Source organism: Flavobacterium zhairuonense, assembly GCF_004352915.1.
GTDB classification, from domain to species: Bacteria; Bacteroidota; Bacteroidia; order Flavobacteriales; family Flavobacteriaceae; genus Flavobacterium; species Flavobacterium zhairuonense.
This window is the reverse complement of the sequence record NZ_SJSY01000068.1, coordinates 73,811-100,399: the sequence shown is the minus strand read 5'-3', so window position 1 is coordinate 100,399 and position 26,589 is coordinate 73,811. Positions and strand designations below refer to the sequence as shown.

Sequence of the window (26,589 nt, the reverse complement as noted above, 5' to 3'; positions counted from 1 at the left end):
TTGCATTTACAAGAATCATCTTACGAATTTAATGTTCCAAAAACTAAGTTCCAAATTCCAAAAGCTACACTTCATTTCTTTTTTTATTGGAATTTCTTTTTTTAATATTTAATCTTCTGAATCTTGAAAAACAAAATTGATTCCGACTTGAAATGCCGCGCTGCTAGCTTTTGAAATATCTTTATATTCTAAAACATTATTTACTAAAGCATAAATATTAAGTTTCCAAATTGTTCCCGAAAGACCGAAACCAATATTGGTACTCGAAAATGTATCGAATGTGTAAGTCGCTTTTAAATCTAATTTTTCAAAAATATTTCGCTTATAAAAAGCCGTTAAGGCAACGAGCGGTTCTCTAGGGGCTGTCATAGCAAAAAACTGAAGTCCTGCCGCATTTTTATAACGTTCCTTAACTTGCCCCATACAATTACAATCGGCATTTGAGCGTGACATGCCAAATGAATATTCAACTGATGTATATAATTTTGTAGGTCGCCATGTTGTATACTTATTGTATAATGTGTCTCGCGGAATTGCTTTCTTAAATTCATCAAAAACATTTTCTGGATCATCTGGATTTGTAAAATCTGGATTTGCTCCCTGATATTGATAAGTGCCTTTATAGGTAAGTGTTTCAATGTCTTTTGACTGATTTACAAATCCGAGGTCAATAATACTGGCAGTAAACTGAAGATTTTCTTTCGGATAATAAGTCACTCCAGCATCTAATCCCAAACCCAAACTTCCGTTGAAAAAAGTGTTATGAGCAATATCTCTTGCAATATTTCCGTCGTATTCATCTTTCGTAAAAGGAGCCAGTCCAGATGTCTTAAGTTCTAAATTTGACGAAATAATTTGGGTATAAAGATTGGGTGTTCCAGGTTCTTGTGCAGTAAATATATAACCAGAATTGTGAACAGAAGTTGCATTTGCACCACTGGAATAAATTTTGGCACGACTACCAAGCACCAATTTGTCGTTCATTTTTTTGTGAAATCCTACATGAAAAACAGAGAGAACTTCGGCTTTGACGTTTAAATCATCCAGATGAAAAACTTTCCCCATATAATTTTTGTTTCCGTCTAAAGCTAGTATTGCCAAGTCTTTGGGCATGTACATAAAAAAATCAAATTCCTGATAGAGACCGAATGAAACATAAGATCGGCTTTCTCTTCCTCCAACTCTGAAACCGCCAGAAAACACTTCCAGTTGCTCATTGGTAACTACTTTGTCATTTCGCGAAGATTTGTTGACAACATCCCGCACCTTTTGATTAAAGTCGACTCCATTATTTGCAAATAAATCATAAGCCGAAAAACTGCTTGATCCTCCATTGAATGAAATTCCAGACAATACAGGAAATCCAAAATAATATTTATACGAAACATCCGCGCCAGGATTTACCAATGAGGATTGCGGAATTGATGTGAAATTGTACAACACTTCCTTATTTTGAGAAAAACAAAAAAGCTGAAAAAGCAGTCCTAAAATTAAGAATTTTACTCTCATTCTACTTCGATTTCAAAATAAGCTGTTGCACTTGATCGTAACTTTAGGCTTCCTAAGCTGTTTTCATCCAGCGGGGCTCCAGATGTCATCAGGACAATAAAACCAATTCTCTCGGTTTGCTTTAAAAGTTCTAATCTTTGATTTTCAAAAACTTCAGTAGGATATTTAATAACGTTTGTCCCGCCGGTGTATGCAGGCACGGCGAAAGTCTTAGTAATAAGAATTTGATCTTTTGAATTGAGAAGCAACATGTTTACAACAAAACCACGCTGAATAGTATTTTCAATTTCGATATCAAATTCGGCTTTTGACAGATAATCTCGGATAAACTGTTTTTTAAAAACATCAAAATATCGGGAATCATACGCAATCTGATTACCGCCGTCGTTTATCAATTTATTTGCTGGAACATCAAAATAGGCTAGATTGGCAACATATACAGGCTCAAGTTTTAAATCTTTTACCTGATCAAAATCTAAATCGCTTGAACATGAACAGAACAAGATTGCTATTGCGAAAACCCTTAAGATACTATTGATGCAATTCTGTTTCATGGATGAAAGAATTTTTAAAATAATAGTAACAACTGGGGATTGTTGCTTTTATTGCTTTGATACGTAAATATAAGAATTATTTTAATGAAACTTGCCAAAGAGTTTTGAAGCTTCATTATAAGCACTTTCAAAACTTAAGGAATTTAATCCTGTAATTTTTTTATTGGCAGTAAAATAAGAAACCAGTTTTTCTGTAGGCATATTTCCTGTAAGCTTATCTGTTGCCATAGGACAGCCTCCAAATCCTTGAATTGCACCATCAAAACGCGTACAGCCTGCTTTTGCAGCAGCATCAATCTTTTCGAACCAAGTTTCTGGAGTAGTATGTAAATGTGCACCAAACTCAATATGAGAGTATTTCGGAATCAAATTAGAGAAAAGATGCGTTATAACATCCGGTGTTGAACTTCCTACGGTATCTGAAAGCGAAAGGATTTTAACGCCCATTCCAGCCAATTTTTCGGTCCACTCGCCTACTATTTCAACGTTCCACGGATCTCCATATGGATTTCCAAAACCCATTGAAAGATAGGTGACCACTTCTTTATTTTTTTTATCAGCAATATTTAGAATTTCTTCTAAAGTAATTAAAGATTCGGCGATTGTTTTATGTGTATTACGCATCTGAAAATTCTCAGATATTGAAAAAGGAAATCCTAAATATTGAATAGCTTCAAATTCTGAAGCTAGAGCAGCGCCTTGCGTATTGGCAATTATTGAAAGTAATTTGCTTGAAGTCTGCGAAAGGTCAAGCTGTGCCAAAACTTCGGCTGTATCCTGCATTTGCGGAATTGCTTTTGGAGACACAAAACTTCCAAAATCAATAGTATCAAAACCTACTCGAAGCAATGCTTGAATATAAGTAGCCTTGTTTTTTGTTGGAATAAAATCCTTGATGCCTTGCATTGCATCTCGCGGACATTCGATAATCTTGATTTCTTTATTCAAAACTTTTTCTTTTGTAAAGCTAAGTTAGTTTCTTTTTTAAAGAAATAAAAATTATGTCCTATTTCTATTTTTTTGAAACCATATAAGAAATATAAGTTCATTTAAATTGTAATTCACTACAATACTTCGCTATAATTATTATGGGAAATTGTAATTGGAAAAATTATTACCAAAAAATGTAATAACAAAAAATATTACCAAAAAATGTAATAACAAAAAATATTACCAAAAAACGTAATAATAAAAAACATTACTTATATTTGTAATAGAAAGTTTATATTTTTTTAATTATATTTGGTTATGACTAGTGTAATTACAGGCGACATTATTGGTTCAAGGCAACAGAAATCAAATCATTGGGTTGAGGATTTAAAAAAGATTTTAGCTCCATTTGGCACAACACCCAATCAATGGGAGGTTTATAGAGGAGATGAATTTCAAATTGAAATTAAAAATCCTGAAGATGCTTTATTGGCCACAATTTTAGTGAAAGCGCATTTACGGGCAATAAAATCGGATGCACGAATGAGTATTGGTTTTGGAGATAAAACACATGATGCTGAAAAAATCTCCGAAAGTTATGGTTCTGCCTTTATACATTCGGGAGAACTTTTTGAAACTTTAAAAAAACAAAAAGTGACCTTGGCCATGCGAACTGGTGATTTTGCTTTTGATGAAAAAATGAATTTGATGCTTCAACTGGCTTTAACTTTTATGGACAGTTGGCTGGTACAATCGGCTGAGTTTGTCGCTTTGGCAATTGAAAATCCAAATTTGTCTCAGGAAGAGCTTGGACAAAAATTAGGCATTAATCAAGCCGCCGTAAGCCGAAGACAAAAACGCGCCCAATTTGATCTAGTCATGAATTTAGACCGATATTTTAGAACTCAAATAAAACAACTTGCCCCATGATTATATTTATAAAACTGCTTTTAGCACATTTATTAGGCGATTTTATCTGGCAGCCTAATTCCTGGGTTATCGACAAGGAAAACAAAAAATATAAAAGTATCTACCTATATCTTCATATTTTGCTTCATGGAGTTCTGGCAGCCGTTTTAGTTGGAGAAATCTACTTTATCCCTTATGCTATTTTGATTGCTGTTACTCATGGCATCATCGATTTAATCAAATTGAATTTTCAAAAACCCGAAAACAAACGCACTTGGTTTGTAGTCGATCAAATTGCACATCTTTTGATTTTAATTGGAATTGCACTCTTATATCAGAGAAATAGCATTATCCCTTTTCTTCCTTCGAATGAATTTTGGATTTTAACGACAGGTTTTATATTGGTTACAAAACCCGCATCTATTTTTATCAAAACCATCATTTCTATTTGGAGTCCGGAGAGCCAGGGCAGCCATCAAGACAATTCGCTTGCCAATGCAGGAAATTACATTGGCATATTAGAACGTCTATTTGTAGTTTGTTTTATTTTGACAGGGCATTTCGAAGCAATCGGTTTTTTATTGGCCGCAAAATCTATTTTTAGGTTTGGAGATTTACAAGAAGCCAAAGACAGAAAACTTACCGAATATGTAATGATTGGCACTTTAATTAGTTTCGGAATTTCTATCCTTACCGGATTAGCAATTCAAGCACTATTACAACTGTGCTAAAACTTTTTTGTTGATTGCTTTAATCAACGCTGGGCCTTCATAAATAAATCCGGTGTACAATTGCACTAAACTTGCTCCTGCGTTTAGTTTTTCGATGGCATCATCGGCAGAATGAATTCCTCCTACTCCAATAATTGGGAATGCTTTATTGCTTTTTTCTGAAAGAAAACGAATTACTTCTGTAGAGCGTTTTGTTAATGGTTTTCCAGACAAACCTCCCATTTCAGATTGATTAGCAGATTGTAAACCTTCTCTCGAAATTGTAGTATTTGTTGCAATTACACCTGCAATTTGAGTTGTTTTTACAATATCAATAATATCTAATAATTGCTCGTCTGTTAAGTCTGGAGCAATTTTTAAAAGAATTGGTTTTACTTTTTGAGTGCTTGTTTTTTGCTTTTCAACATTTCTGTTCTGCAATGTCTGCAATAAAGCCGTTAAAGGCTCTTTATCTTGAAGCGCTCTTAAATTTGGCGTATTTGGTGAACTCACATTTACCACAAAATAATCAACATGATCGTACAAAGCATCAAAACAAATGATGTAATCTTTAACAGCATCTTCGTTATCAGTCACTTTATTCTTTCCGATGTTTCCTCCAATTAAAACACCTGAATTTTTCTTCAAACGTTCTACAGCTTCCAGAACTCCGCCATTATTAAATCCCATTCGGTTAATAATCGCTTGATCTTCTTTTAAACGGAATAAACGTTTTTTTGGATTTCCTTCCTGACCAACTGGAGTCACGGTTCCGATTTCGATGAAACCAAAACCAAAATCGCCTAATTCTTTGTACAGCTTAGCATCTTTATCAAATCCTGCAGCAAGTCCAACCGGATTTTTGAATTTTATTCCGAAAACTTCTCGCTCTAAACGACTGTCTTTTACTTCGTAAATTGCTCTTATAATTGATGAAACTCCTGGAATTTTTGAAATGAATTTAACGAATGAAAAAGTAAAATAATGCACTTCTTCAGGATCAAACCAAAAAAGTATCGGACGGATTATCAATTTATACATAAGAGTTGTGTTGTTGTTATTTTGGCTGCAAATTTAAATATTATAGTTTAAAAAGGTGCTTTTTTCTGGAAACAAATCATTTCAATTTTGTTCAATTCTTCAAAATCTCTTCAAAAGATTTTAAAATTAAAAACTTCCTGTTTTCGCTTCAAACCTCTAAAAAAACTGCTTTTTTGATGTTGCAAATTATAAAATGAAACCATTTAAAGCCTTTAAACAATCCTACTCGGCTCTTTTATTATTTAATTTTGAGTTCTTTAAGAAAATTCACATTCTATATCCTTTCAAGCTGCATTATTATTTACGGATTAATTTTTTATCGAGAAAATCAAAAAGTGTTTTTCACTATTAAATAACAATTAACACCTTAAAATCATGAAGATCAGCAATACCAAGACATTTAAAATAAGTGTCACGTTATTCTTTTTATGTCTTTTTCTAGGCATAAGTCAAAAGGCATCTGCTCAAGCAGATCCTCAACAAGTAACCAAGGAAACTTTTCATGGTAAAATAGCATTAGATGTCAGAGACTCGAAAGAAGACTGGACACCTTATACTCCTAAAAAAGCTCCTGAAGGATCACCAAATATTTTATTTATTTTATATGATGATACAGGACTTGCCGCTTGGTCACCTTATGGTGGTGCTATTAATATGCCAACCATGCAAAAATTAGCGGATAATGGAATTACCTATTCGCAATGGCATACAACGGCTTTATGCTCTCCAACAAGATCGACCTTGCTAACAGGAAGAAACCACCATCTAAATGGAATGGCTGCAATTACAGAAGCTGCAGCAGGTTTCCCTGGTGGAAGCGGAAGACTCCCAAAACAAGCTGCTACAATAGGTCAAGTATTGCAAGATAATGGATGGAGTACTTTTTGGATAGGAAAAGATCATAACGTTCCAGAGCAAGACGTAGCTTCGGGAGGAGATCGAAGCACTTGGCCACTACAAATGGGATTTGATCGTTTTTATGGATTTCTTGGAGGAGAAACTAATCAATGGTACCCTGATTTAGTTGAAGACAACCACTTTGTTGAACCACCAGCAACTCCGGAAGAAGGATATCACTTATCAAAGGATTTAACAGATCATGCTATAGAATTCCTAAAAGATCAAAAGGCTACAAATCCTTCTAAACCTTGGTATATGTGGTATTGTCCGGGCGCCAACCATGCACCGCATCAAGCTCCGGAAGAATATATCGCAAAATACAAAGGTAAATTTGACGGCGGTTATGAAGCCTATCGCAAATGGGTATTGCCACGTATGATTGCTAAAGGCGTAATACCTAAAGGTACAGAATATGCAAATTTTAATCCGCTTCCTAAAAATGTTTCAAATCCAGGTGACGAAGTATTAGAGTGGAATAAATTGAGTGCCGATGAAAAAAAATTATTCTCAAGATTAGCTGAAGTTTATGCTGGTTTCTCTGAATATACTGATGCTCAAGTAGGCCGTGTAATTGATTATCTAGAACAAACTGGTCAATTAGAAAATACAGTTGTAATTTATGCTGCTGATAATGGAGCTTCGGGCGAAGGTTCTCCAACAGGTTCTGTAAATGAAAATAAATTCTTCAATGGTTATCCTGATGAATTAAAAGAAAACTTAAAATATTTAGATAAATTGGGAAGTCCTGATACTTATGAACATTATCCTACAGGCTGGGCAGCTGCTTTTTCTACACCGTTTAAAATGTTCAAAAGATATAGTGAATATGCGGGAGGAACTTGTGATCCTTTGGTAATTTCTTGGCCAAAAGGAATCAAAGCAAAAGGTGTAGTTCGTGATCAATTTCATCATTCAACGGACATTGTACCTACGATTTTGGACATTTGCGGACTTGAAATGCCAAAGGTATATCGTGGAGTGCCGCAATATCCATTATCAGGAGTCTCCATGCGTTATACTTTTGATGCCACACCTGATACAAAAACTCAAAAACACATTCAGTATTTTGCTATGCTAGGAAGCCGAGCTTTATGGAAAGATGGATGGAAGGCTGTTGCCCTACATACTCCATTAGTTGGAAAAGGAAACTTTGACAAAGATGAATGGGAATTATACAACACTGATATTGATCGAGCAGAAGTAAATAATTTAGCTAAAAAATATCCAGATAAATTAAAAGAATTAATTAAAGATTGGAATGACGAAGCAGCCAAAAACCTTGTATTACCACTAGATGATCGTTCTGCAATTGAAGTTTTGGGTATAGAAAGACCTTCTTCTGAACCACCTCGCGATCTTTACAAATATTATCCACGAACTTCTCCAGTACCTGAAGGTGTAGCTGTAAATGTACGTGGCCGTTCTTATAAAATTCTTGCCGATGTTGATATAAAAGATGCTAAAGCTTCAGGGGTAATTTTTGCCCACGGATCTCGTTTTGGAGGACATACTTTATTTGTAAAAGATGGCAAATTGAATTATGTGTACAATTTCTTAGGAATTGCTCCTGAACAAAAATTCACTTCAAATGTGCCAATTACAACAGGAAAACATGTTTTTGGAATGGAATTTATTCGAGAAAAAGCAGGTCCAAATGGAGAATCTCTTGGTCAAATGAAACTTTATATCGACGGAAAAGAAGTTGCTTCAGGACCAATGCGAACACAATCTGGAAAATTCACACTAGCTGGAGATGGACTTTGTGTTGGTTTCGACAGCGGAGATTCTGTTAGTAAAGAATACAAAACTCCAGGTACTTTCAAAGGAGGAGAAATCATTGGTGTTGGCGTAAGCGTTGGAAAAATTGAATACTCTGACTTAAACAATGAAGCTAAAAGAGCACTTGGAAGAGATTAATCAATAATTCAGAAAAAAGAAAAGAGGTATTTAGTGAACAGTAAAACTGACCGTAATACCTCTTTCTCTATATAATTGCTTAAATGTTTGATCTTAAAATAAATGTTTCATTAACCATGAATCACAATGTTTTACACAAAAATTTATTTTAAAAAAATCTTTTTTTCTACCGCTATTTTTTCACTGACAATTATTTTTTCTAATAAAATCAATTCGCAGGAAAAAGAAGAAAAAACGTTTCGTCCGCATCATCAGATAGGCATTTCGATCAATCATGTTCACGTTTTCGAAGGCATCGATGACGACGGAAATCGCGAAGTTTTAAGTCTTCCGGCATGGGGAGTAGATTATACTTATCAGTTTCATGAAAAATGGGCTATTGGTCTTCATACCGATTTTATAGTGGAAAAATATAAAGTCGAAAAAGTATATGACAGCGAAGAAGACAAAGAAACTGTCGAAAGAAGCTATCCAATTGCGCCAGCATTAATGGGAATATATAAACCAAATGAACATTGGAGTTTCCTATTAGGCTTTGGAGGTGAATTTGCAAAAGAAGAAAATTATTTCCTCACAAGAGCCGGAGTTGAATATGGCTATGAACTGCCAAAAGACTGGGAGCTTTTTGGAACTTTTAGTTATGATTTAAAATGGAATGCTTATGACAGCTGGGGGATTGGCTTAGGAATTGCAAAAAACTTTGGAGGAAAATAAACGATTTAAAAACCAATTATGCAGATATATAAAACAAATAAAACTATTTCGATTTCAAAAATTATTTTGACATCCTTAATGCTTTTAATTGGTTTAAATGGAATGGCGCAGCTTGAAAAGGAAAAAGACACTACTAAGCTAATTAATGTCAGCTATGGAAACAAAGGAATCGAATTAAGGACCAAAGACAATAAATTCCTTTTTCAATTACAGAGCCGACTTCAGTTTCGATTTTCGACACCCAACGATACAGATCCTTTAACTTATGACGATTACAGTCAAGATACCAAAACAACTTTTAAAATCAATAGAGCTAGATTAAAAGTGGGTGGACATGCTTTTCATCCGTGGTTGAAATATTATTGGGAATACGAACTCAGCCAATCTAATTTGTTAGATTTTAGGCTGATGGTTGAAAAATGGGAATGGCTTAGCTTTAAAGCTGGCCAATGGAAAGTAGAATATACCCGTGAACGTTTTATAAGCAGTGGCGAACAGCAAACAGTTGACCGATCCTTAATCAATCGCCCTTTTACAGCCGACAGGCAAATGGGAGTCGAAGTTTATGGACATTTAAAAGGCGCCGGAATTGCTGATTTTAATTATTGGGCCGCAGCACTTACAGGAACCGGGAGAGGAAATACGGCAAACGACGACGGAAATCTGATGTATTTTGGACGCGCTCAATGGAATTTTCTTGGAAGATTTCTTGACTTTGAAGGCAGTGATTTAGAATTTCACGAAAAACCTACTCCAATTATTGCCATTTCAGGTTTAACAAACCGAAGCCCTTACACTCGATTTTCGCAATCAGGAGGAGGATCTTTGGAAGGTTTTGAAAATGGACTACCCGGACAATATCGTGTAAATCAATGGAATATTGAAACAGCCTTTATGTACCGTGGCTTTTCATGGCAGAGCGAATTGCATACAAAAGACATTATAGATAAATTAAACTTCGACAAGACTACAACATTAAGAGGTTATTATGTTCAGGCAGGCTATTTCTTTAGTAATGTTTTTGAATGGTGGCCAAAAAAATTAGAAATGGCAGCCAGACATTCTGGATACAGACCCGATGATTCAATCAAAGAAAACTCTCAGGAAGAAACCACTATTGCTTTTAACTGGTTTTTCAACGGTCATAAAAACAAACTGACTTCAGAAGTCAGCTATTTTAGTTTTCAAGACAAAACATTGCCGTTAGAGCAAGGTTGGCGATTTAGAATTCAGTGGGACATTTCGCTATAAATCCAAAAATAGCCAAACTGAATTATAGTTAAATTTTTACAGCAGAATTCTTTTTTTTAATAACTTTATAAAACTAAAACTCTGAAAATGAAAAATATAAGCTCTACATTAAGAAAAACGATTTGCATCCTTTTCATCGGATCACTTTTTATGATTTCAGTTGACGGTTTTGCACAACGAGGACGAGGTGGCTTTCATGGCGCGGGAGGCGGAGGTGCTCGTGGTGGAGGTGGTCTTCATGGCGGAAGCGGAGGCGGACAAATGAGACAAGCAAGACCTACCAGAGAAGCGAGACCAGCAACGCAATCAAGACCTTCTGCTCAGACAAGACCTGCGGTTTCTCGTCCGGGTGCAAATAATAGCGGCACCAGAATAAATGGTGGAACTACTTCAAATATTCGAAATAATAACGGTAATGGCATCAATAAAAACAACGGAAACAGAATTAATAATTCTGGCAACAGAAATATTAGTGGCAATACCGTTAATCGAAACAGAAACAATGTAAATATTAACGTAAATAACAGCGTTCATGTCCGAAATAATCGCAATACCATTGTAAGACCTGGGCCTCGCCCTTATGTTCGTCCTCCTTATGTATATGGTGGCTACAGATACAACTGTTATCATCCTTATTTTCCACGTCCTTACGTGCCATTTTATTGGGGACCAGTTTGGCATCCATGGGGATTTTTCGTAGCAACATTAGCGACTACAGCAATTATTGTTAGTGTACAAAACGAAAAATACCATTACGATCAAGGAGTTTGGTACTCTTCTACCAGTGGAGGCTATACAGCTGTTCCTGCACCAGTTGGAGGCACAGTAAACAATATTCCGAGTGGAGCTGAAACTGTTAATACAGGAACGGTAAATAATTATTACTACGGAGGAACTTACTACGAAAAAGACGGTGGCAAATATACAGTAGTAGCGCCAACAGCAGGAACAGTGGTAGATAATTTGCCTGAAGGAGGTGAAGAAGTAACTATTGGAGATGCTAAATATGTAAAATTTGGTGAAACCTATTACCAGCCTGTTCAAGTTGATGGAAAAAATAAATATGAAGTTGTTTCTGTTGAAAAAGAATAATAAACTTTATTAATCCTATAAAATTACTGTACTTTAAAGTTAATTTTATACTTTTACGTCACTTACACCAATACCCATATAAAAAACTGTTATAATGAAAAATAAAACATTTTGGATCTTCGGAATATTGACAATTTCAATAATTTCGCTTGCTTACGGAGTAACAAAATTGATTAAACCGAAAGAAAAACCAGCTGAAATAGCAGCAGCAGAATGCCACGAAATTCCAAATACTTCAGAAGCATCTGCATTTAAACCAACTGTTGAAAACAAAAACAAGCCTGCGGGAAAAGCTCCAAAAGGTATGGTGTGGATTCCTGGTGGCGAATTTTCTATGGGATCAAATGTTGAAGATGAAAGTTTATGTAGCATAAAAGGCGTTACAAAAGACGCCGCTCCTATTCACCGTGTGTATGTTGATGGTTATTATATGGATCAAACCGAAGTAACCAACGAAGAATATGAAAAATTCGTAAAAGCAACTGGATATGTGACGGTTGCTGAACAAAAACCAACAAAAGAGGAATTTCCAACTGCTAATGAAGAAGATTTAGTCACTGGATCAGTAATTTTCACTCCTACTCCAAGCGCAGTAAATCTGAATAATTTTCTTCAATGGTGGCGTTACGAACCAAATACAGATTGGAGACATCCAGAAGGACCGCAAAGCAGTATAAAAGGGAGAGAAAAATATCCTGTTGTACATATCGCTTATGAAGATGCCGAAGCTTATGCAAAATGGGCCGGAAAAAGACTTCCAACTGAAGCGGAATGGGAATTTGCCGCTAGAGGTGGAAAAACCGGCAATCTTTATGCTTGGGGAAATTCATTAAAGCCTAATGGAAAATTTCAAGCCAACATTTATCAAGGACATTTCCCAATTAAAGATGGCGATTCAGGCGAAGATGGTTTCAAAGGAATTGCGCCAACCGCACAATATGCGCCAAATGGATACGGTTTATATGATATGGCCGGAAATGTTTGGGAATGGGTGAACGATTGGTACAGCGTTGATTATTACAAAACTCTTGCTGAAAACGGAGGAATAGCCAAAAATCCTCAAGGGCCTAATGCTTACAATGATCCTTCAGATCCAACTCAAATCAAAAAAGTTCATCGAGGCGGATCATTTTTGTGCACAGATCAGTATTGCACCCGCTATATGGTTGGAACTCGAGGAAAAGGCGAAATTCGCTCTGCTGCAAATCATCTCGGTTTTAGATGCGTTAAAAGCAAATAACAACAAAATCAAAAAGGGATTTATAAGTTTTTATAAATCCCTTTTTTAATTCCTCAACTGGAAATAAAATTTTAAAATCATACCATTTAAAAATTTTTATATTTGCTAAAAAAACAACAAAATGCAACATATTATAGATCGTTTTATCAGTTATGTAACAATTGATACTGAATCAGATCCAAATTCTCAAACAACACCAAGTACAGAAAAACAGTGGAATCTTGCCAATAAATTAGTCGAAGAACTAAAAACCATTGGAATGCAAGAGGTTACAATTGACGATAAAGCTTATATTATGGCCACTTTGCCTAGCAATGTTGAGCATGAAGTTCCTACAATTGGTTTTGTTTCGCATTTTGACACTTCTCCAGACTTTAGCGGAGCAAATGTAAAACCACAGATTGTTGAGAATTATGACGGAAAAGATATTGTTTTGAATGTTGAGAAAAACATCGTTTTATCTCCAAATTACTTTAAAGACTTATTATTATATAAAGGACAAACCATCATTACTACCGATGGAACAACTTTATTAGGAGCCGATGATAAAGCCGGAATTACCGAAATCGTTTCAGCAATGGAATATCTAATTCAGCATCCTGAAATCAAACACGGAAAAATCAGAGTTGGCTTTACTCCAGATGAAGAAATTGGTCGAGGTGCACATCATTTTGATGTTGAAAAATTTGGAGCACAATGGGCTTATACAATGGATGGAAGTCAAATTGGCGAATTAGAATATGAAAATTTTAATGCCGCTGGAGCTAAAATCACTTTCAAAGGAAAAAGCGTTCATCCAGGCTATGCAAAAGGAAAAATGATCAATTCGATGCTTTTGGCAAACGAGTTTATCAATGAACTTCCGAAGGGCGAAACTCCACAAGAAACTAAAGGCTACGAAGGATTTTTTCACGTTCATCATATTAAAGGAAATATCGAAGAAACTGTTTTGGAACTGATCATTCGCGATCACAATAAAAAGAAATTCGAAAAACGAAAAGAACTTATTTTCAAAATCGCGAAAAGCTTCAATAAAAAATACGCCAAAAAGTTTGGAGAAGATATTGTAATTCCTGTTGTAAAAGATCAATATTACAATATGAAAGAAAAGGTTTTGCCTGTAAAATATATTGTAGATATTGCAGAAAAAGCGATGAGAGAATTAAACATCAAACCAATCATCAAACCTATTCGTGGCGGAACCGACGGATCGCAATTATCATTTATGGGATTGCCTTGTCCGAATATTTTTGCTGGGGGACACAATTTCCATGGAAAATATGAATATGTTCCTGCAGAAAGCATCCAAAAAGCTACTGATGTAATTGTAAAAATTGCTGAGCTAACTGCAATTCCAGGAATATTTGACGCAAACGAAAAACCTAAAAAAAAGTAACCATTGGAACCAACAGCAGAAAATAAAGGCATGTGGAAATATGGCGGTCAGTGGGAAGAAGAATTGATCCTGCTGAAAACCATTATTGACAAAACAGTTTTAACTGAAACTACAAAATGGGGTGGCTGTGTGTACGTTTATGACAAAAAAAATGTTGTTGGTATTGGAGGATTTAAAGATTATTTTGCTTTGTGGTTTTTTAATGGCGTTTTCCTAAAAGATGAAAAAAAGAAATTAATTAATGCTCAGGAAGACAGAACAAAATCCTTGCGTCAATGGCGATTTAAGTCTAAAGAAGAAATTAGCGAAAAAGACATTTTAGAATATATAGCTGAAGCAATCGAAAATGAAAAACAAGGAAAAGTAATCAAGCCTTCAAAAAAAGAAGCGATTATTTCTGAACTACTTGAAAAAGAAATGACTGACAATCCTGCTTTAAAAGAGGCATTTCAAAAGTTTTCTCCTTACAAACAATATGAATTTCTGGAATATATTGAAACTGCAAAACAGGAAAAAACCAAGATTTCAAGAATCGAAAAAGTGATTCCGATGATTTTGGCGAATGTCGGATTGAATGATAAATACAGGTAGATTAAATTCCAATATTTAAAATCCAAATTCCAAAACTATACGAGACTAAACCTTTGTCAAAGTTTAAAACTTTGACAAAGGTTTTTGCTTTTTTGTTCTTCAACAAAATTTACTCCTAAAGTTTGTTATTCCGAGGAACGAGGACATGAGCGATAGCGAACTGGCAAAGTAATCTCTACTAGAAACTCTACAAATATTGGCGATTTTCGTTGCGGAGCTACTTGCGAAGATTCCTCGTTCCTCGGAATGACAAGATTGTGTAGGGAATCAGCTAAAATCAAAAAAAAAAAAAAAAAAATCCCAAACTCCATTTGGAATTTGGGATTTACTATTTTTTTCAATTTAAAACCTTAAGCTTTTTTAGCATTCAAAACAGCCGTTTTTTCAATTGAAATTGACGATCTATCTAATTTCAATTTTCCTGACATTGTTTCAATTACAACTGTTGCTTCTGCTATTTCAGTTACTTTTCCATGAATTCCTCCAACCGTAACAATTTTATCTCCAACTTTTAAAGATTCTTTGAATTCTTTTTCAGCTTTTGCTTTTCTCTGAGCTGGTCGAAACATAAATAAGTAAATAATTACTCCCATTAGACCAAGCTGAAGATACAACATGTAATTTCCCATTTTTTATATTTTATAATTATTGATTATTAATTTATTTTTACATTAATCCTCGTCCTACTTTAACCATCTTTTTATTAGCCGTAAGTTCTTTAACCAGATTATCTAAAATTCCGTTGATAAAAATACTGCTTTTTGGTGTAGAATACTCTTTTGCAATTTCTAAATATTCGTTAAGAGTTACTTTTACAGGAATTGATGGAAATTTCAAAAATTCGCAAATTGCCATTTTCAAGATAATAGTATCAATTTCCGCAATACGCTCACTGTCCCAATTTGGTGTTTTGTCATCGTATTCTTTTGCTAAAACAGCTTCGTTCAAAACAGTTCTTCTGAATAAATCTTTTGCAAAATCTTTATCCTCAACATCTTTGTATAATTTCGGAACTCTAAAAGCATCTGGATCCTCTGTTTTGATTGCTTTCAATTGTTTAACGATATGCGTGTTTACAACCGGAATATCATCAACCCATGTTAATTTATCATCTTCAAGATATTCGTATAATTTTTCATTCGGAACAATAACATTTTCAAACAAATCAATTATAAATTGTCTGTCTTCTTCAAATGTATTCACATTGTTAGTCATGTATTTTTTGTAAATATCACTTGCTTTAATATCATTCAAAAGCAAAATGATATAATCATCATTTAATGACCAATTATTGATTTTACGTGTTTCTAGAGCGATGCTTAGTGAATTGCTTTCGGCAAGAAGTTGAAAAATTTTGTTTTTGACAAACTTTTCGTTAGGATTACGTTCTGCTGCAGTTGCAAGATGTTTTTTGCTTGAAAGATGTAAAAAAACAGACTCTTTTTTGCAAATTTCAATCAATGAAGAAAGCATTATAAGGTATAAGTCCTGAATATTATCAATGCTGTAAAAAAGAAATTTCTCTTCTTTTTCCATATTGTCAGAACCGCTTTGATGCATTGCATAAATGGATTGCATTACTTTAACGCGTATGTGTCTTCTATTTACCACCTTGTAAGAACATTTAAAAATTAGTCTGCAAAAGTATAACTTTTGAAGCTTATTTTAAAATTATTTCGTAAAAAAGTAACAGTTTAGAGTCGTAGTTTTCCGTTTAATTCAAAATTAGTCTCAGTCTCAGTCTCAGCATCCAGTCTCAGTCAAAATATTCCAGTAAAACTAATAAAGTACGACTGAATACTATGACTATAAGCAAAAAAAATCCCAGTTTTCAGAAAAAACTGAAAACTGGGACTGAGACTATAAACTAAAAAAATTACTTTTTAGCGTTTTCTAATTTTCTTGCATCAATACGATTTTGAGCAATCGTAAGAGCCGCTTTATGCGTTGTAATTCCGTTTTTCACAGCATAATCAATAATTTCTAAAGTAGTGTTATAGATATTTTCGGTTTTAGCCATAATTTCTGGTTTGCCATAGTGAGCTAATTCAGCATAAACATTGATAATTCCACCTGCGTTGATCAAGAAATCAGGAGCGTATAAAATTCCTCTTTCTTGCAATCTTGCACCGTGAACATTCTCATCTGCTAATTGATTGTTGGCAGCACCAGCAATAACTTTAGCTTTAATTTTGTTTACTGTATTATCATTGATGATTGCTCCCATTGCACATGGCGCATAAATATCAACATCAGCAGTGTACAAATCTTCACCTGTATAAATTGTTGCGTTGTATTTTTGAGCTACCTCATATAATTTTTCTTCGTTGATATCAGAAATCGTAACCTGTGCTCCTTCTTTAGTCAAATATTCAACTAAAGCCTCACCTACGTGTCCAATTCCTTGAACCAAAACTTTTTTGCCATCTAAAACATCAGAACCAAATTGGCTTTTAGCTGCTGCTTTCATTCCCAAATAAACTCCATAAGCTGTAACAGGCGAAGGATTTCCAGATCCGCCTCTCTCTTCAGAAATTCCAGTTACATAAGGTGTAACATCTCTTACAGTGTCCATGTCTTTTGTTTCCATTCCAACATCTTCAGCTGTAATATATCTTCCGCTCAAAGAATGAACAAATTCTCCAAACTTGCGCATTAATTCAGGCGTTTTTTGGGTTTTAGCATCACCAATAATAACCGCTTTACCTCCACCAATATTAAGTCCAGTAATAGCAGATTTATAAGTCATTCCTCTTGAAAGACGCAAAACATCGTTTAATGCCTCCCACTCGGTGTTATAATTCCACATTCTAGTACCTCCTAAAGCTGGCCCCATAACCGAATTATGAATACCAATAATTGCTTTTAAACCTGTATCTTTGTCATTGCAAAATACAATTTGTTCGTGATCGTCAAAAGATAATTGACCAAAAACAGGATCCATTTTTTGAAGTTCCTTTCCAGTTGCGAAAGTTGCATCCATAGCGCTAGTATTAATTAGTTAAAATTATGAATTTGTCAAAAAGACTTCTCAAACATAATTAAAAAATACACATGTGCTAATTTTTTATCTTTAAAATAACAATTTTACAATATAATTGTTTTGATTAAATTGCATTTTATTATAATTTTAATTAATAATAATTCATAATTTTAAATCAATTCAATATCACATTTCTTAAAAAAATGAAAGAATTAAGCTATTTAAACAAATATTTCATCAAATATAAATTCAGTTTTTCCTTTGGAATTTTAATCACCATAATCGCACAAATATTCTTTTTGTTTACTCCAAAATTAGTCAGCCATTCATTTGACGTTATTGAGCGATTTCTAAAACTTTCAGAAGCAGATCAAAATTCAGCCATTATTAGAGAATTTTACAAACAAGATTTAATTCATAATGTGCTGTTAATCATAGGAAGTGCCATTGTTGCTGGGTTCTTGACCTTTTTAATGCGCCAAACTTTAATTGTAATGTCGCGTCATATTGAGTTTGATTTAAAAAATGAAGTTTTCAAACAATACGAAATCCTTTCGCAGAATTTCTACAAACAAAACCGAACTGGAGATTTAATGAACCGAATTTCTGAAGACGTTTCAAAAGTTCGTATGTATGTCGGGCCGGCCGTAATGTACACCATCAATACATTCATTCGTTTTGCGATCGTTATTATATATATGTATAATGTTTCGCCGCTTTTGACTTTATACACAATTCTTCCGTTGCCAATTTTATCGTATTGCATTTTCAAATTAAGTTCTGAAATCAATAAACGTAGTACGACTTTTCAACAATATCTTTCAAAAGTTTCCAGTTTTACGCAGGAAATTTTCTCGGGAATTCGCGTAATAAAAGCCTATTCATTAGAAAATCAGCATCAAAACAATATGATTGATCTTGCTGATGAAAGCAAAAAGAAAAGTTTGGATTTAGCCAAAGTACAATCGCTTTTTGGACCTTTGATGATTGCTTTAATCGGAATCAGTAACTTGGTTGTAATTTATTTTGGAGGCGTAATGTACATTAATGGAAGCATTCCAAATATTGGAACTATTGCCGAGTTTATATTATATGTAAATATGCTGACTTGGCCAGTGGCATCATTAGGTTGGGTTTCTTCAATGGTTCAAGAAGCCGAAGCGTCTCAGAAACGTTTGAATGAATTTTTGAAACTGGAGCCAGAAATTAAAAACAATAATCCAAATTCATCTGAAATTCATGGTTCAATTGCCTTTGAAAATGTAAGTTACACCTATGAAGACACCAATATCGAAGCGCTAAAAAACGTAACTTTTTCAGTGAAAAATGGAGAAACATTAGCTATTTTAGGAAAAACTGGCTCTGGAAAATCGACTATTTTGTCGTTGATTTCTCGTTTGTATGACGTCACAGAAGGAAGAATCACAATTGACCAAAATGAGATCAGCACTTTGAATTTAAACGACCTCAGAAACAATATCGGAATTGTGCCTCAAGATGCTTTTTTATTCTCGGATACCATCAAAAACAACATCAAATTCGGCAATGAAAATGCTACTGACGAAGAAGTAATTGAAGCCGCTAAAAACGCTGTGGTTCACGACAATATCATAGCATTCAACAAGCAATACGACACTATTTTGGGAGAACGAGGCATTACGCTTTCGGGCGGACAAAAGCAACGTGTATCTATTGCACGAGCCATAATCAAGGATCCTGCAATTTTACTTTTTGATGATTGTCTTTCCGCAGTTGATACTGAAACAGAGGAAACCATCTTAAGCAACTTATTTGAAATTTGTAAAAATAAAACTACAATAATTGTCAGCCACAGAGTATCGTCAGCCAAAAACGCTGACAAGATTATCATTTTAGAGGATGGCAAAATTATTCAACAAGGTTCTCATAATCAATTAATAAATCAAGACGGTTATTATTCATCGTTATATTTAAAACAACTTTCGGAAAAAGAATTACTTTAATTGTTGTGTAATAGATAATTTTTTATGATTTTTGAGTACTATTAATTCCAAAAAATGATAGAACGTATTATGAGAGAAAATGACATGTTAGAAAAAGAAGAGATTTTTTCTAAAGTATTACGCGCAGGAAGAAGAACTTATTTCTTTGATGTGAGAGCTACAAAAGCTGACGATTATTATATCACAATTACCGAAAGTAAAAAATTCACTGAAGAAGATGGTTCTTTTCATTTTAAAAAACACAAAATTTATTTGTACAAAGAAGATTTTAGTGCTTTTGCCGAAATACTAGAAGAAATGACTTCATACGTCTTGAACCACAAAGGCGAAGAAGTGATCTCTGAAAGACACCAAAAAGATTTTAAAAAAGAATACGGTTCTGATAAAGCTGAAACACAAAGATCTAGCTTTACCGATATTGATTTTGACGACATTTAGTCTCCAGATAACTTTTAAAAAAAGTACGAGTCCAATTTGTATAGCATTTTGGACTTTTTTTATATATTAATTTATTATTTTAGATTTTAGACTTTAGATTTTAGATTCCTGGAATTGCCTAAGTTCGACAACATTAACCCAATATTTTTAAAATGAAAAAATTAATTCTCCTATTTGCTTTCGTATTCATTTCTGCTTCTTCGTTTGGTCAAAAAACAGAATATGAAACCAAATCAAATATTCAATATTATAATGCTTCAGTAAATAAATCTGACAGCTACATCAACGAAAGATGCGTTTTAGATATTTATTATCCAAAAAACACTAAAGGCTTTGCAACAATTGTGTGGTTTCACGGTGGCGGATTGACAGGCGGAAACAAAGAAATTCCTGAAGCTTTAAAAAATAAAGGTTTCGCTATTATTGGAGTTAATTACAGGCTTTCGCCGAAAGTAAAAGCAGAAAAAGCAATTGAAGATGCCGCAGTGGCAATAGCCTGGACTTTTAACAATATTTCTAATTATGGAGGCGATGCTTCGCAGATTTTCGTTTCAGGGCATTCGGCTGGCGGTTATCTGGCTTTAATGACTGGATTGGATAAAAAATGGCTCCAAAAAGAAGGAATTGACGCCAATAAAATTGCCGGACTTATTCCGTTTAGCGGACAATGCATTACGCATTTTGAAATTAGAAGACAGAATGGAATTCCGGAAAAACAACCTACAATTGATGCTTTTGCCCCTTTATATCATGTTCGTGCCGATGCTCCGCCTCTTTTATTGATTACAGGCGATCGTGAATTGGAAATGTTAGGACGCTATGAAGAAAACGCATACATGGCCAGAATGATGAAACTTGTTGGACATACACAAACAAAACTTTATGAACTTGACGGTTACGGACACGGAATGACAGAACCTGGTTTCCCATTGCTTGTCAATGAAGTAAACCGCATTTTAAAAGAAAAACAAACCAAAAAATAACAATATAAATCCACGGCAATGGAGACACAACTATTAATTATACCAGGACTTGGAGATTCTGGAGAGAAACACTGGCAAACTTTTTGGCACAAAAAATTCGAAAATTCTATTCGAATTGTACAAGATAATTGGGACGAGCCGCTTCGCGAAGATTGGATTTCACGTCTAAACGAAGAAGTATCAAAACTTGAAAGCCCTACGGTTTTAGTTGCGCATAGTTTGGCTGTTTCTTTAGTTTTGCATTGGGCAGAACATAATTCTAATAAAAATATAATTGGCGCTTTGTTGGTTGCTCCTGCAGATGTTGATTCACCAGAACACACACCAGAAGAAGTTAGAAATTTTTCGCCAATGCCAATTTATACATTACCATTTCCGTCAATAGTTGTGGCAAGTGAAAACGATCCGCATGCTTCTTTTGAAAGAAAAAAATATTTTGCTGAAAAATGGGGAAGCGATTTTGTAAACGTAGGCGAACAAGGCCACATCAATTCTGATTCTGATTTAAAGTATTGGGAAGAAGGGCAGCTTATATTGAATCAGTTGATCGAGAAAATTAAATAAGTATTCAGTCACGGTCTCAGTTTTCAGTTTTGAACTGAGACTGAAAATTGAGACTAATATTTGATAGATTATTTTTCTTTAATATACTTTTTTTCAATTAAATAATTTTCTAAATCGCTTTGGTAAGTTTTAAAATCAAATCTTTTTAATTTTGACAATCGGGTTAAAGAATTAGATGCAGTTAATATCTCTTCACAAACTAGCTCAACTAAAGCTTCTTTATCTAATTCTGAAATTTTGCCAAATTCAATCTTACAATCAAGTTCTGCACAATTGTTCGAATTTATTTCAATTCCATCAACAAATGATGTTCTCTCACCCGGTCTATATCTAGGTCTTCTTGCCTTAAAGAATTGATCAAACTCAGGCTTTACAGTAATAACTCCAAAATACAATTCTTTTAAATCTTCGCCATAAGCACGATTCTCAAAAAAAGACTCTAATTCATTAGATAGAGCAATTATCCAGCTATTCTGTTCTTGATTTAAATTTGTGTATTGCGTTATTACAAATCGCATTTCTCTATTTATTTTATATCACAAGTAAATTCTTCTATAGTTAGCCAATTCTTAATCCATTTTCTATTTTAAAATCCGGAGCTAATAAAACAACATCACCCTCCTCGCCTACAGCGCCAAGAACCAAACATTCGCTCATAAATTTTCCTATTTGTTTCTTCGGAAAATTCACCACCGCGACAATTTGGCGATTTACTAAATCCTCTTTTTTATATCGTTTTGTAATTTGTGCCGATGATTTTCGAATTCCGATTTCTGAACCAAAATCAATTGTCAATTGAAAAGCAGGCTTTCTAGCTTCGGGGAAATCATTCACTTCAATAATTGTCCCAACACGCATATCGGTTCTTTCAAATTCGTTCCAAGTTAAATCCATTCTGAAAATTGTTTATTTACAAACCTATCAATTTTGTACTTAATTCCATCAAATCAACAGCTGTTTTTAATTACACCATCAAATAAAAATAAAGCTTTTACCTATTAAAAAAAGTTTCTTATCTTTGTAAATTCAACAAAATCACTCATTGTGAACACTATAACAATACTTACAGTTTCTGCTTTGCTGTTTTCTTTTAGAAGAAGACCGCTTTCTGCTGTATTTATTTCACATAGTAAGGCCTTTATTAATTAGGCCTCCGTCTATTTCACTTTTCTTCTTTCAGGCGGAGGATTTACCTCAACATTAAACATTTTTTACTTTGACAAAAATCAATTTTGGTCGGGTATTTTTTTGTTTTTCCATATTTAAAGCATTTCAGAAATTTAGTCTTCACGAAAGTTCTAATGCATAATGCTTTATTTATCAAATAAGAAGAAAAGCCACTCGCACGTATAATAATAAATTCAAACAGATATGAAACCAACACCCACTTTTAGCAAATCAGAATATCAATTTTTAAGAGAATTGATATCAAAAAGCAAGAATTCTACAAATACAAAAGAAGCCAATCAACTTTCGCAGGAATTGGATCGCGCTGTAATCAGCAAAGAAAGCGAACTTGATCCTTCGGTAATCAGAATCAATTCTTTTGTAACTATTGAAGATGTAAAGGCTCAAAAGCAAATGAAAGTACAGATTGTTTTGCCATCTTCTGCCGATTTAAAACAATCGAAAATTTCAATTCTCGCTCCTTTAAGTGTTGCCATTATTGGATTCAAGGAAAATGACCAAGTGGATTGGGAATTGCCTGCTGGAATCAAAACTCTAAAGGTAATCGCTGTTGACAACACAGAAGTATTAGCTTCATGAATTTTTAAACACCTCCAATTGTGAAGGTGTTTTTTTATATCTGTCTGAAAACAAAAAAAAACTATTCAATACTTATACTGAATAGTTTTTTTTATGTTTTTCTCAATCGTAAACTACTACAATTGCGAATGAATATAATTTGTTATTGAAGCCATATTAGTATCATCTAACTTTGCTTTTTTCTGCATGCGAACCAAAATTGGTTGCCATTCTTCTTTTGTAAATTTCGTTGGTTCGAACAATTTATGACATTTCGCACAATTGTTTTCGTATAAACTCTTACCTGCAGCAAGTTCAGGAGTCAACTCCTTTGGTGTAGCTGGAGCATCTGCAGCGACCGCTGGAGCTTTTTTTGTACCGCATGAAGCCAGCATTAATACTGCTGCGGTTAAAGTTAAGATTTTTGATTTCATCGCTTGATTTTGTTTTTATTTTAAGTAAATATAAAAAAATCCCATACGCAGCGGCGTATGGGATCATTATTTAAAACAATACTAAATTGCTAGTAAATCTTATTTTACGTCCATTAATTCAACGTCAAAAATCAATGTCGCGTGTGGTGGAATTACTCCTCCTGCTCCTGATGGTCCGTAAGCTAAATCAGATGGAATTACAAAACGAGCTTTGTCTCCAACTTGCAATAAAGCAATACCTTCGTCCCATCCTTCGATAACTTGCCCAATTCCTAATTTAAATTCGATTGGTTTTTTTCTTGGGTAAGAAGAATCAAAAACTTTTCCGTTTTCCAAAGAACCTTCGTAGTGAACAGAAACTGTTTTTCCAGCTTCAGCTTTTTTACCTTCTCCTTTTTGGATCATTTTATAACGCAAACCGCTTTCAGTTTTATCAAAACCTGCTGCTAATTGTTCCATTTTTGCTTCAGATTCTGCTTTTAAAGCTGCTTCTCTTTTCATACGAGCACCTTTCAAAGAAATAAAAGCTTCGATTGCATTCCATTTTTCAGCTTCTTCACCAACTCTGATAATTTCTACAGACTCTAAAGCATCGCCTTGAGCAACTGCATCAACTATATCTTGTCCTTCAACAACATGTCCAAAAACAGTGTGTTTTCCGTCTAACCAAGGAGTTGGAACGTGTGTAATAAAAAATTGAGAACCGTTAGTTCCAGGACCTGAGTTTGCCATAGACAAAACCCCTGGACGATCGTGTTTTAAACTTGAAACAAATTCGTCATCAAATTTATAACCTGGATCTCCAGTTCCAGTTCCTTTAGGACATCCACCTTGAATCATGAAATCAGCGATTACTCTGTGAAAGTTCAATCCATCGTAGAATTTTTGCCCTTGAGGTTTAACTTTATTTTCCATATTTCCTTCTGCAAGAGCCACAAAGTTCCCTACAGTTCCTGGTGTCAAATCATGTGTCAATTTTACTAAAATCGAACCTTTGCTAGTGTTGAATTTAGCGTATATTCCGTTTTCCATTGTTGTATTTTTTTTATTTGAATGCAAATTTACAAATTAATTTTTTATCAATTTGTCTTTCTATTTTTTAGATTTTGATTTATAAGTAAGACCATAAATTGCCAATGACATTAGCGATAAAACCATACAACCTATTGCAACAGCATGCCATCCGCCAAGTTTCCAAAGCAATAATCCGTATGCTGATCCAGCGGCGGTTCCTAAAAAGCTGAACGACATAAATACAGTATTTAATCGGTTTCTGGCTTCTGGCAATAACGAATAAACTCGGGTTTGATTTGAAATGTGAACACCTTGGATTCCGATATCAATAAACACAATTCCAATTGCAATACCGATTACACTTTCAATCGAAAAATAAAAAATCAAAAAGCTGATTAAAATCAACAAACAGCCATAACCAACTGCAATTCTTGAATTTCCTTTGTCTCCAATTTTTCCAACCAAAGGCGCAGCCAAAGCTCCAGAAGCGCCTACAATTCCGAATAAACCAATTGTAGCACTATTAAAACCAAACGGCTCGCCAGAAAGCAATAAAACCATTGTAGTCCAGAAAGCGCCAAACTGAGCAAAGCTGAAAACATTTATTGCAGTTGCTTCACGCAAAACAGGCTGTGTTTTTATAAGTGTAAAAAGCGATTGAATTAATTGCCCATAAGTTCCTTGAAACTGTGGCTTATTAACTGGAAATTTGCTCTGAATTACAAAAAAGATCAAAAGACAAATTCCGGCCGCGATATAAAACATTGATCTCCAACCCAAAACTTGACCAATAAATCCGCTTAATGTTCGCGAAAGCAAAATTCCGACCAAAAGGCCACTCATAATTGTTCCGATGACTTTTCCGCGCTGTTCGTGCGTGCTTAATGATGCAGCCAAAGGCAAAATAAGTTGCGGGACAATCGAAGTAATTCCGATCAATAAGGACGCAATTTGCAAAATCAAAAAGTTTTTTGCTGTAGCCGCAATTAGCAATGCAATTACAGAAGCAAAAGTAGTCATTAAAATTTGCTTTTTTCGCTCGATTTTATCTCCTAGCGGTACCATAAAAAACAACCCAACGGCGTAACCTGCCTGAGTTAAATAGGTTATTGTTCCAGCATCTGCTTCGGGAATTTTAAATTCGTTGGCAATTAACACAATCAAAGGTTGGCAGTAATAAAGATTTGCAACTATAAGACCAGTGCAAACTGCCATAAAAAGGACATTTGTTTTAGATAAATTCATGGTGCAAAAATACCAATCTAATCTTTAGCAAAACTTTAAAAAATCTATAAATTTTTAAAAAGCTAACTCAAATCAGACCAAATCTAACCACATTCAACTGACTTTATGCTTTTAAAAAATCCTCACGAACCGGACTAAAAACATCAGTAAGCATTCCTTCTTCCAAACAAACCACTCCATGAACGGCATGAGGCGGAATGTAAAAACTGTCTCCTTCTTTTAATGTTTGTGTTACACCGCTTATGGTTACATCAAATTTTCCGCTTGCGATATAAGTCACCTGAGAGTGATAATGATCGTGCAAAACCCCAATTCCTCCTTTTTCAAAGTGAACATTCACAAGCATGATTCGGTCATCAAAAGCCAAAATTTTGCGTTTAATCCCTTCTCCTACTACTTCCCACTCTATATTATCTCCTTTTATAAATTCTTTGCTAGTTGCCATT

Annotated in this window: 27 protein-coding genes; 14 read left to right on the top strand and 13 right to left on the bottom strand. The window is 34.4% G+C overall.

Annotated elements, in window-relative coordinates:
• Positions 1–108: 108 nt before the first annotated feature.
• The 3 genes from EYY60_RS06320 to EYY60_RS06310 form a co-directional block, all read right to left on the bottom strand.
• Positions 109–1,509: a DUF5723 family protein gene (locus EYY60_RS06320; RefSeq protein WP_132988543.1), complete on the bottom strand. Its 1,401-nt coding sequence runs from the start codon at positions 1,507–1,509 to the stop codon at positions 109–111.
• Positions 1,506–2,063 (bottom strand): hypothetical protein, encoded by a 558-nt coding sequence (locus EYY60_RS06315; protein WP_132988542.1) that lies wholly within the window; start codon positions 2,061–2,063, stop codon positions 1,506–1,508. The genes EYY60_RS06320 and EYY60_RS06315 overlap by 4 nt, the downstream gene beginning before the upstream one ends.
• Before the next feature lie 81 nt (positions 2,064–2,144).
• Positions 2,145–3,011, bottom strand: a complete 867-nt coding sequence (locus tag EYY60_RS06310; protein ID WP_132988541.1) for a beta/alpha barrel domain-containing protein — start codon at positions 3,009–3,011, stop codon at positions 2,145–2,147.
• Between the two features lie 300 nt (positions 3,012–3,311).
• Between EYY60_RS06310 and EYY60_RS06305 the strand changes: the two genes are divergently transcribed.
• The gene (locus tag EYY60_RS06305; RefSeq protein WP_132988540.1) at positions 3,312–3,923 is read left to right on the top strand and encodes a hypothetical protein; all 612 of its coding nucleotides are present in this window, start codon (positions 3,312–3,314) and stop codon (positions 3,921–3,923) included.
• Complete coding sequence (locus EYY60_RS06300) at positions 3,920–4,633, top strand: DUF3307 domain-containing protein (protein WP_132988539.1); 714 nt, start codon at positions 3,920–3,922, stop codon at positions 4,631–4,633. The genes EYY60_RS06305 and EYY60_RS06300 overlap by 4 nt, the downstream gene beginning before the upstream one ends.
• On the opposite strand, the gene EYY60_RS06295 is transcribed toward EYY60_RS06300, so the two are convergent.
• Positions 4,619–5,653: a quinone-dependent dihydroorotate dehydrogenase gene (locus EYY60_RS06295; RefSeq protein ID WP_132988538.1), complete on the bottom strand. Its 1,035-nt coding sequence runs from the start codon at positions 5,651–5,653 to the stop codon at positions 4,619–4,621. The two genes, EYY60_RS06300 and EYY60_RS06295, sit on opposite strands and share 15 nt — an antisense overlap.
• Before the next feature lie 375 nt (positions 5,654–6,028).
• On the opposite strand from EYY60_RS06295, the gene EYY60_RS06290 reads away from it, so the two are divergent.
• The 7 genes from EYY60_RS06290 to EYY60_RS06260 all read left to right on the top strand — a co-directional run bounded on the left by EYY60_RS06290 (position 6,029) and on the right by EYY60_RS06260 (position 14,754).
• Positions 6,029–8,470, top strand: a complete 2,442-nt coding sequence (locus EYY60_RS06290; RefSeq protein ID WP_132988537.1) for an arylsulfatase — start codon at positions 6,029–6,031, stop codon at positions 8,468–8,470.
• 126 nt (positions 8,471–8,596) lie between these two features.
• Positions 8,597–9,184 carry a hypothetical protein gene (locus EYY60_RS06285; RefSeq protein ID WP_132988536.1) on the top strand — a complete coding sequence of 196 codons (588 nt, stop codon included), beginning with the start codon at positions 8,597–8,599 and terminating at the stop codon, positions 9,182–9,184.
• Positions 9,185–9,202: 18 nt separating this feature from the next.
• Complete coding sequence (locus EYY60_RS06280) at positions 9,203–10,435, top strand: OprO/OprP family phosphate-selective porin (RefSeq protein ID WP_132988535.1); 1,233 nt, start codon at positions 9,203–9,205, stop codon at positions 10,433–10,435.
• Between the two features lie 87 nt (positions 10,436–10,522).
• Positions 10,523–11,527, top strand: coding sequence for a DUF6515 family protein (locus EYY60_RS06275; RefSeq protein WP_132988534.1), 1,005 nt, complete (start codon positions 10,523–10,525; stop codon positions 11,525–11,527).
• A gap of 94 nt (positions 11,528–11,621) precedes the next feature.
• Positions 11,622–12,767: a formylglycine-generating enzyme family protein gene (locus EYY60_RS06270; RefSeq protein WP_132988533.1), complete on the top strand. Its 1,146-nt coding sequence runs from the start codon at positions 11,622–11,624 to the stop codon at positions 12,765–12,767.
• A gap of 121 nt (positions 12,768–12,888) precedes the next feature.
• Positions 12,889–14,163, top strand: coding sequence for a peptidase T (gene pepT, locus EYY60_RS06265; protein ID WP_132988532.1), 1,275 nt, complete (start codon positions 12,889–12,891; stop codon positions 14,161–14,163).
• Positions 14,164–14,193: 30 nt separating this feature from the next.
• Complete coding sequence (locus tag EYY60_RS06260; RefSeq protein ID WP_162847856.1) at positions 14,194–14,754, top strand: YdeI/OmpD-associated family protein; 561 nt, start codon at positions 14,194–14,196, stop codon at positions 14,752–14,754.
• 350 nt (positions 14,755–15,104) lie between these two features.
• Here EYY60_RS06260 and yajC read toward each other — a convergent pair whose 3' ends face one another.
• The 3 genes from yajC to EYY60_RS06245 form a co-directional block, all read right to left on the bottom strand.
• Positions 15,105–15,383, bottom strand: coding sequence for a preprotein translocase subunit YajC (gene yajC / locus EYY60_RS06255; protein WP_132988530.1), 279 nt, complete (start codon positions 15,381–15,383; stop codon positions 15,105–15,107).
• A 37-nt stretch (positions 15,384–15,420) separates the two neighbouring features.
• Positions 15,421–16,332 carry a transcription antitermination factor NusB gene (nusB, locus tag EYY60_RS06250; protein ID WP_132988529.1) on the bottom strand — a complete coding sequence of 304 codons (912 nt, stop codon included), beginning with the start codon at positions 16,330–16,332 and terminating at the stop codon, positions 15,421–15,423.
• Between the two features lie 298 nt (positions 16,333–16,630).
• The gene (locus EYY60_RS06245) at positions 16,631–17,737 is read right to left on the bottom strand and encodes a Glu/Leu/Phe/Val family dehydrogenase (RefSeq protein WP_132988528.1); all 1,107 of its coding nucleotides are present in this window, start codon (positions 17,735–17,737) and stop codon (positions 16,631–16,633) included.
• A 203-nt stretch (positions 17,738–17,940) separates the two neighbouring features.
• On the opposite strand from EYY60_RS06245, the gene EYY60_RS06240 reads away from it, so the two are divergent.
• The 4 genes from EYY60_RS06240 (at position 17,941) to EYY60_RS06225 (ending at position 21,704) form a co-directional block, all read left to right on the top strand.
• Positions 17,941–19,719 carry an ABC transporter ATP-binding protein gene (locus tag EYY60_RS06240; protein WP_132988527.1) on the top strand — a complete coding sequence of 593 codons (1,779 nt, stop codon included), beginning with the start codon at positions 17,941–17,943 and terminating at the stop codon, positions 19,717–19,719.
• Between the two features lie 69 nt (positions 19,720–19,788).
• Positions 19,789–20,157: a PUR family DNA/RNA-binding protein gene (locus EYY60_RS06235; RefSeq protein ID WP_073416862.1), complete on the top strand. Its 369-nt coding sequence runs from the start codon at positions 19,789–19,791 to the stop codon at positions 20,155–20,157.
• Between the two features lie 152 nt (positions 20,158–20,309).
• Entirely contained in the window at positions 20,310–21,140 is an 831-nt protein-coding gene (locus tag EYY60_RS06230; protein ID WP_132988526.1) for an alpha/beta hydrolase, read from the top strand.
• Between the two features lie 18 nt (positions 21,141–21,158).
• Positions 21,159–21,704 carry an RBBP9/YdeN family alpha/beta hydrolase gene (locus EYY60_RS06225; protein ID WP_132988525.1) on the top strand — a complete coding sequence of 182 codons (546 nt, stop codon included), beginning with the start codon at positions 21,159–21,161 and terminating at the stop codon, positions 21,702–21,704.
• A gap of 68 nt (positions 21,705–21,772) precedes the next feature.
• Here EYY60_RS06225 and EYY60_RS06220 read toward each other — a convergent pair whose 3' ends face one another.
• Positions 21,773–22,222, bottom strand: a complete 450-nt coding sequence (locus EYY60_RS06220; protein ID WP_132988524.1) for a hypothetical protein — start codon at positions 22,220–22,222, stop codon at positions 21,773–21,775.
• Between the two features lie 40 nt (positions 22,223–22,262).
• A complete protein-coding gene (locus EYY60_RS06215; RefSeq protein WP_132988523.1) occupies positions 22,263–22,598 on the bottom strand; it encodes a tRNA-binding protein in 336 nt (111 codons plus the stop codon).
• A gap of 477 nt (positions 22,599–23,075) precedes the next feature.
• Between EYY60_RS06215 and EYY60_RS06210 the strand changes: the two genes are divergently transcribed.
• Positions 23,076–23,471 (top strand): GreA/GreB family elongation factor, encoded by a 396-nt coding sequence (locus EYY60_RS06210; RefSeq protein ID WP_132988522.1) that lies wholly within the window; start codon positions 23,076–23,078, stop codon positions 23,469–23,471.
• Positions 23,472–23,587: 116 nt separating this feature from the next.
• On the opposite strand, the gene EYY60_RS06205 is transcribed toward EYY60_RS06210, so the two are convergent.
• The 4 genes from EYY60_RS06205 to EYY60_RS06190 all read right to left on the bottom strand — a co-directional run bounded on the left by EYY60_RS06205 (position 23,588) and on the right by EYY60_RS06190 (position 26,588).
• The gene (locus EYY60_RS06205) at positions 23,588–23,884 is read right to left on the bottom strand and encodes a c-type cytochrome (RefSeq protein WP_132988521.1); all 297 of its coding nucleotides are present in this window, start codon (positions 23,882–23,884) and stop codon (positions 23,588–23,590) included.
• A gap of 99 nt (positions 23,885–23,983) precedes the next feature.
• A complete protein-coding gene (locus EYY60_RS06200) occupies positions 23,984–24,916 on the bottom strand; it encodes a peptidylprolyl isomerase (RefSeq protein ID WP_132988520.1) in 933 nt (310 codons plus the stop codon).
• A 60-nt stretch (positions 24,917–24,976) separates the two neighbouring features.
• Positions 24,977–26,113: an MFS transporter gene (locus tag EYY60_RS06195; RefSeq protein ID WP_235832297.1), complete on the bottom strand. Its 1,137-nt coding sequence runs from the start codon at positions 26,111–26,113 to the stop codon at positions 24,977–24,979.
• A 133-nt stretch (positions 26,114–26,246) separates the two neighbouring features.
• Entirely contained in the window at positions 26,247–26,588 is a 342-nt protein-coding gene (locus EYY60_RS06190) for a cupin domain-containing protein (RefSeq protein ID WP_132988518.1), read from the bottom strand.
• Position 26,589: the final 1 nt, after the last annotated feature.

Bases quoted from the DNA above. Each gene is read 5' to 3' on its own strand.
- EYY60_RS06320 (WP_132988543.1), bottom strand. From the start codon at position 1,509: ATGAGAGTAAAATTCTTAATTTTAGGACTGCTTTTTCAGCTTTTTTGT.
- EYY60_RS06315 (WP_132988542.1), bottom strand. From the start codon at position 2,063: ATGAAACAGAATTGCATCAATAGTATCTTAAGGGTTTTCGCAATAGCA.
- EYY60_RS06305 (WP_132988540.1), top strand. From the start codon at position 3,312: ATGACTAGTGTAATTACAGGCGACATTATTGGTTCAAGGCAACAGAAA.
- EYY60_RS06300 (WP_132988539.1), top strand. From the start codon at position 3,920: ATGATTATATTTATAAAACTGCTTTTAGCACATTTATTAGGCGATTTT.
- EYY60_RS06295 (WP_132988538.1), bottom strand. From the start codon at position 5,653: ATGTATAAATTGATAATCCGTCCGATACTTTTTTGGTTTGATCCTGAA.
- EYY60_RS06290 (WP_132988537.1), top strand. From the start codon at position 6,029: ATGAAGATCAGCAATACCAAGACATTTAAAATAAGTGTCACGTTATTC.
- EYY60_RS06285 (WP_132988536.1), top strand. From the start codon at position 8,597: ATGTTTTACACAAAAATTTATTTTAAAAAAATCTTTTTTTCTACCGCT.
- EYY60_RS06280 (WP_132988535.1), top strand. From the start codon at position 9,203: ATGCAGATATATAAAACAAATAAAACTATTTCGATTTCAAAAATTATT.
- EYY60_RS06275 (WP_132988534.1), top strand. From the start codon at position 10,523: ATGAAAAATATAAGCTCTACATTAAGAAAAACGATTTGCATCCTTTTC.
- EYY60_RS06270 (WP_132988533.1), top strand. From the start codon at position 11,622: ATGAAAAATAAAACATTTTGGATCTTCGGAATATTGACAATTTCAATA.
- pepT (WP_132988532.1), top strand. From the start codon at position 12,889: ATGCAACATATTATAGATCGTTTTATCAGTTATGTAACAATTGATACT.
- EYY60_RS06260 (WP_162847856.1), top strand. From the start codon at position 14,194: ATGTGGAAATATGGCGGTCAGTGGGAAGAAGAATTGATCCTGCTGAAA.
- yajC (WP_132988530.1), bottom strand. From the start codon at position 15,383: ATGGGAAATTACATGTTGTATCTTCAGCTTGGTCTAATGGGAGTAATT.
- nusB (WP_132988529.1), bottom strand. From the start codon at position 16,332: ATGCAATCCATTTATGCAATGCATCAAAGCGGTTCTGACAATATGGAA.
- EYY60_RS06245 (WP_132988528.1), bottom strand. From the start codon at position 17,737: ATGGATGCAACTTTCGCAACTGGAAAGGAACTTCAAAAAATGGATCCT.
- EYY60_RS06240 (WP_132988527.1), top strand. From the start codon at position 17,941: ATGAAAGAATTAAGCTATTTAAACAAATATTTCATCAAATATAAATTC.
- EYY60_RS06235 (WP_073416862.1), top strand. From the start codon at position 19,789: ATGAGAGAAAATGACATGTTAGAAAAAGAAGAGATTTTTTCTAAAGTA.
- EYY60_RS06230 (WP_132988526.1), top strand. From the start codon at position 20,310: ATGAAAAAATTAATTCTCCTATTTGCTTTCGTATTCATTTCTGCTTCT.
- EYY60_RS06225 (WP_132988525.1), top strand. From the start codon at position 21,159: ATGGAGACACAACTATTAATTATACCAGGACTTGGAGATTCTGGAGAG.
- EYY60_RS06220 (WP_132988524.1), bottom strand. From the start codon at position 22,222: ATGCGATTTGTAATAACGCAATACACAAATTTAAATCAAGAACAGAAT.
- EYY60_RS06215 (WP_132988523.1), bottom strand. From the start codon at position 22,598: ATGGATTTAACTTGGAACGAATTTGAAAGAACCGATATGCGTGTTGGG.
- EYY60_RS06210 (WP_132988522.1), top strand. From the start codon at position 23,076: ATGAAACCAACACCCACTTTTAGCAAATCAGAATATCAATTTTTAAGA.
- EYY60_RS06205 (WP_132988521.1), bottom strand. From the start codon at position 23,884: ATGAAATCAAAAATCTTAACTTTAACCGCAGCAGTATTAATGCTGGCT.
- EYY60_RS06200 (WP_132988520.1), bottom strand. From the start codon at position 24,916: ATGGAAAACGGAATATACGCTAAATTCAACACTAGCAAAGGTTCGATT.
- EYY60_RS06195 (WP_235832297.1), bottom strand. From the start codon at position 26,113: ATGGCAGTTTGCACTGGTCTTATAGTTGCAAATCTTTATTACTGCCAA.
- EYY60_RS06190 (WP_132988518.1), bottom strand. From the start codon at position 26,588: ATGGCAACTAGCAAAGAATTTATAAAAGGAGATAATATAGAGTGGGAA.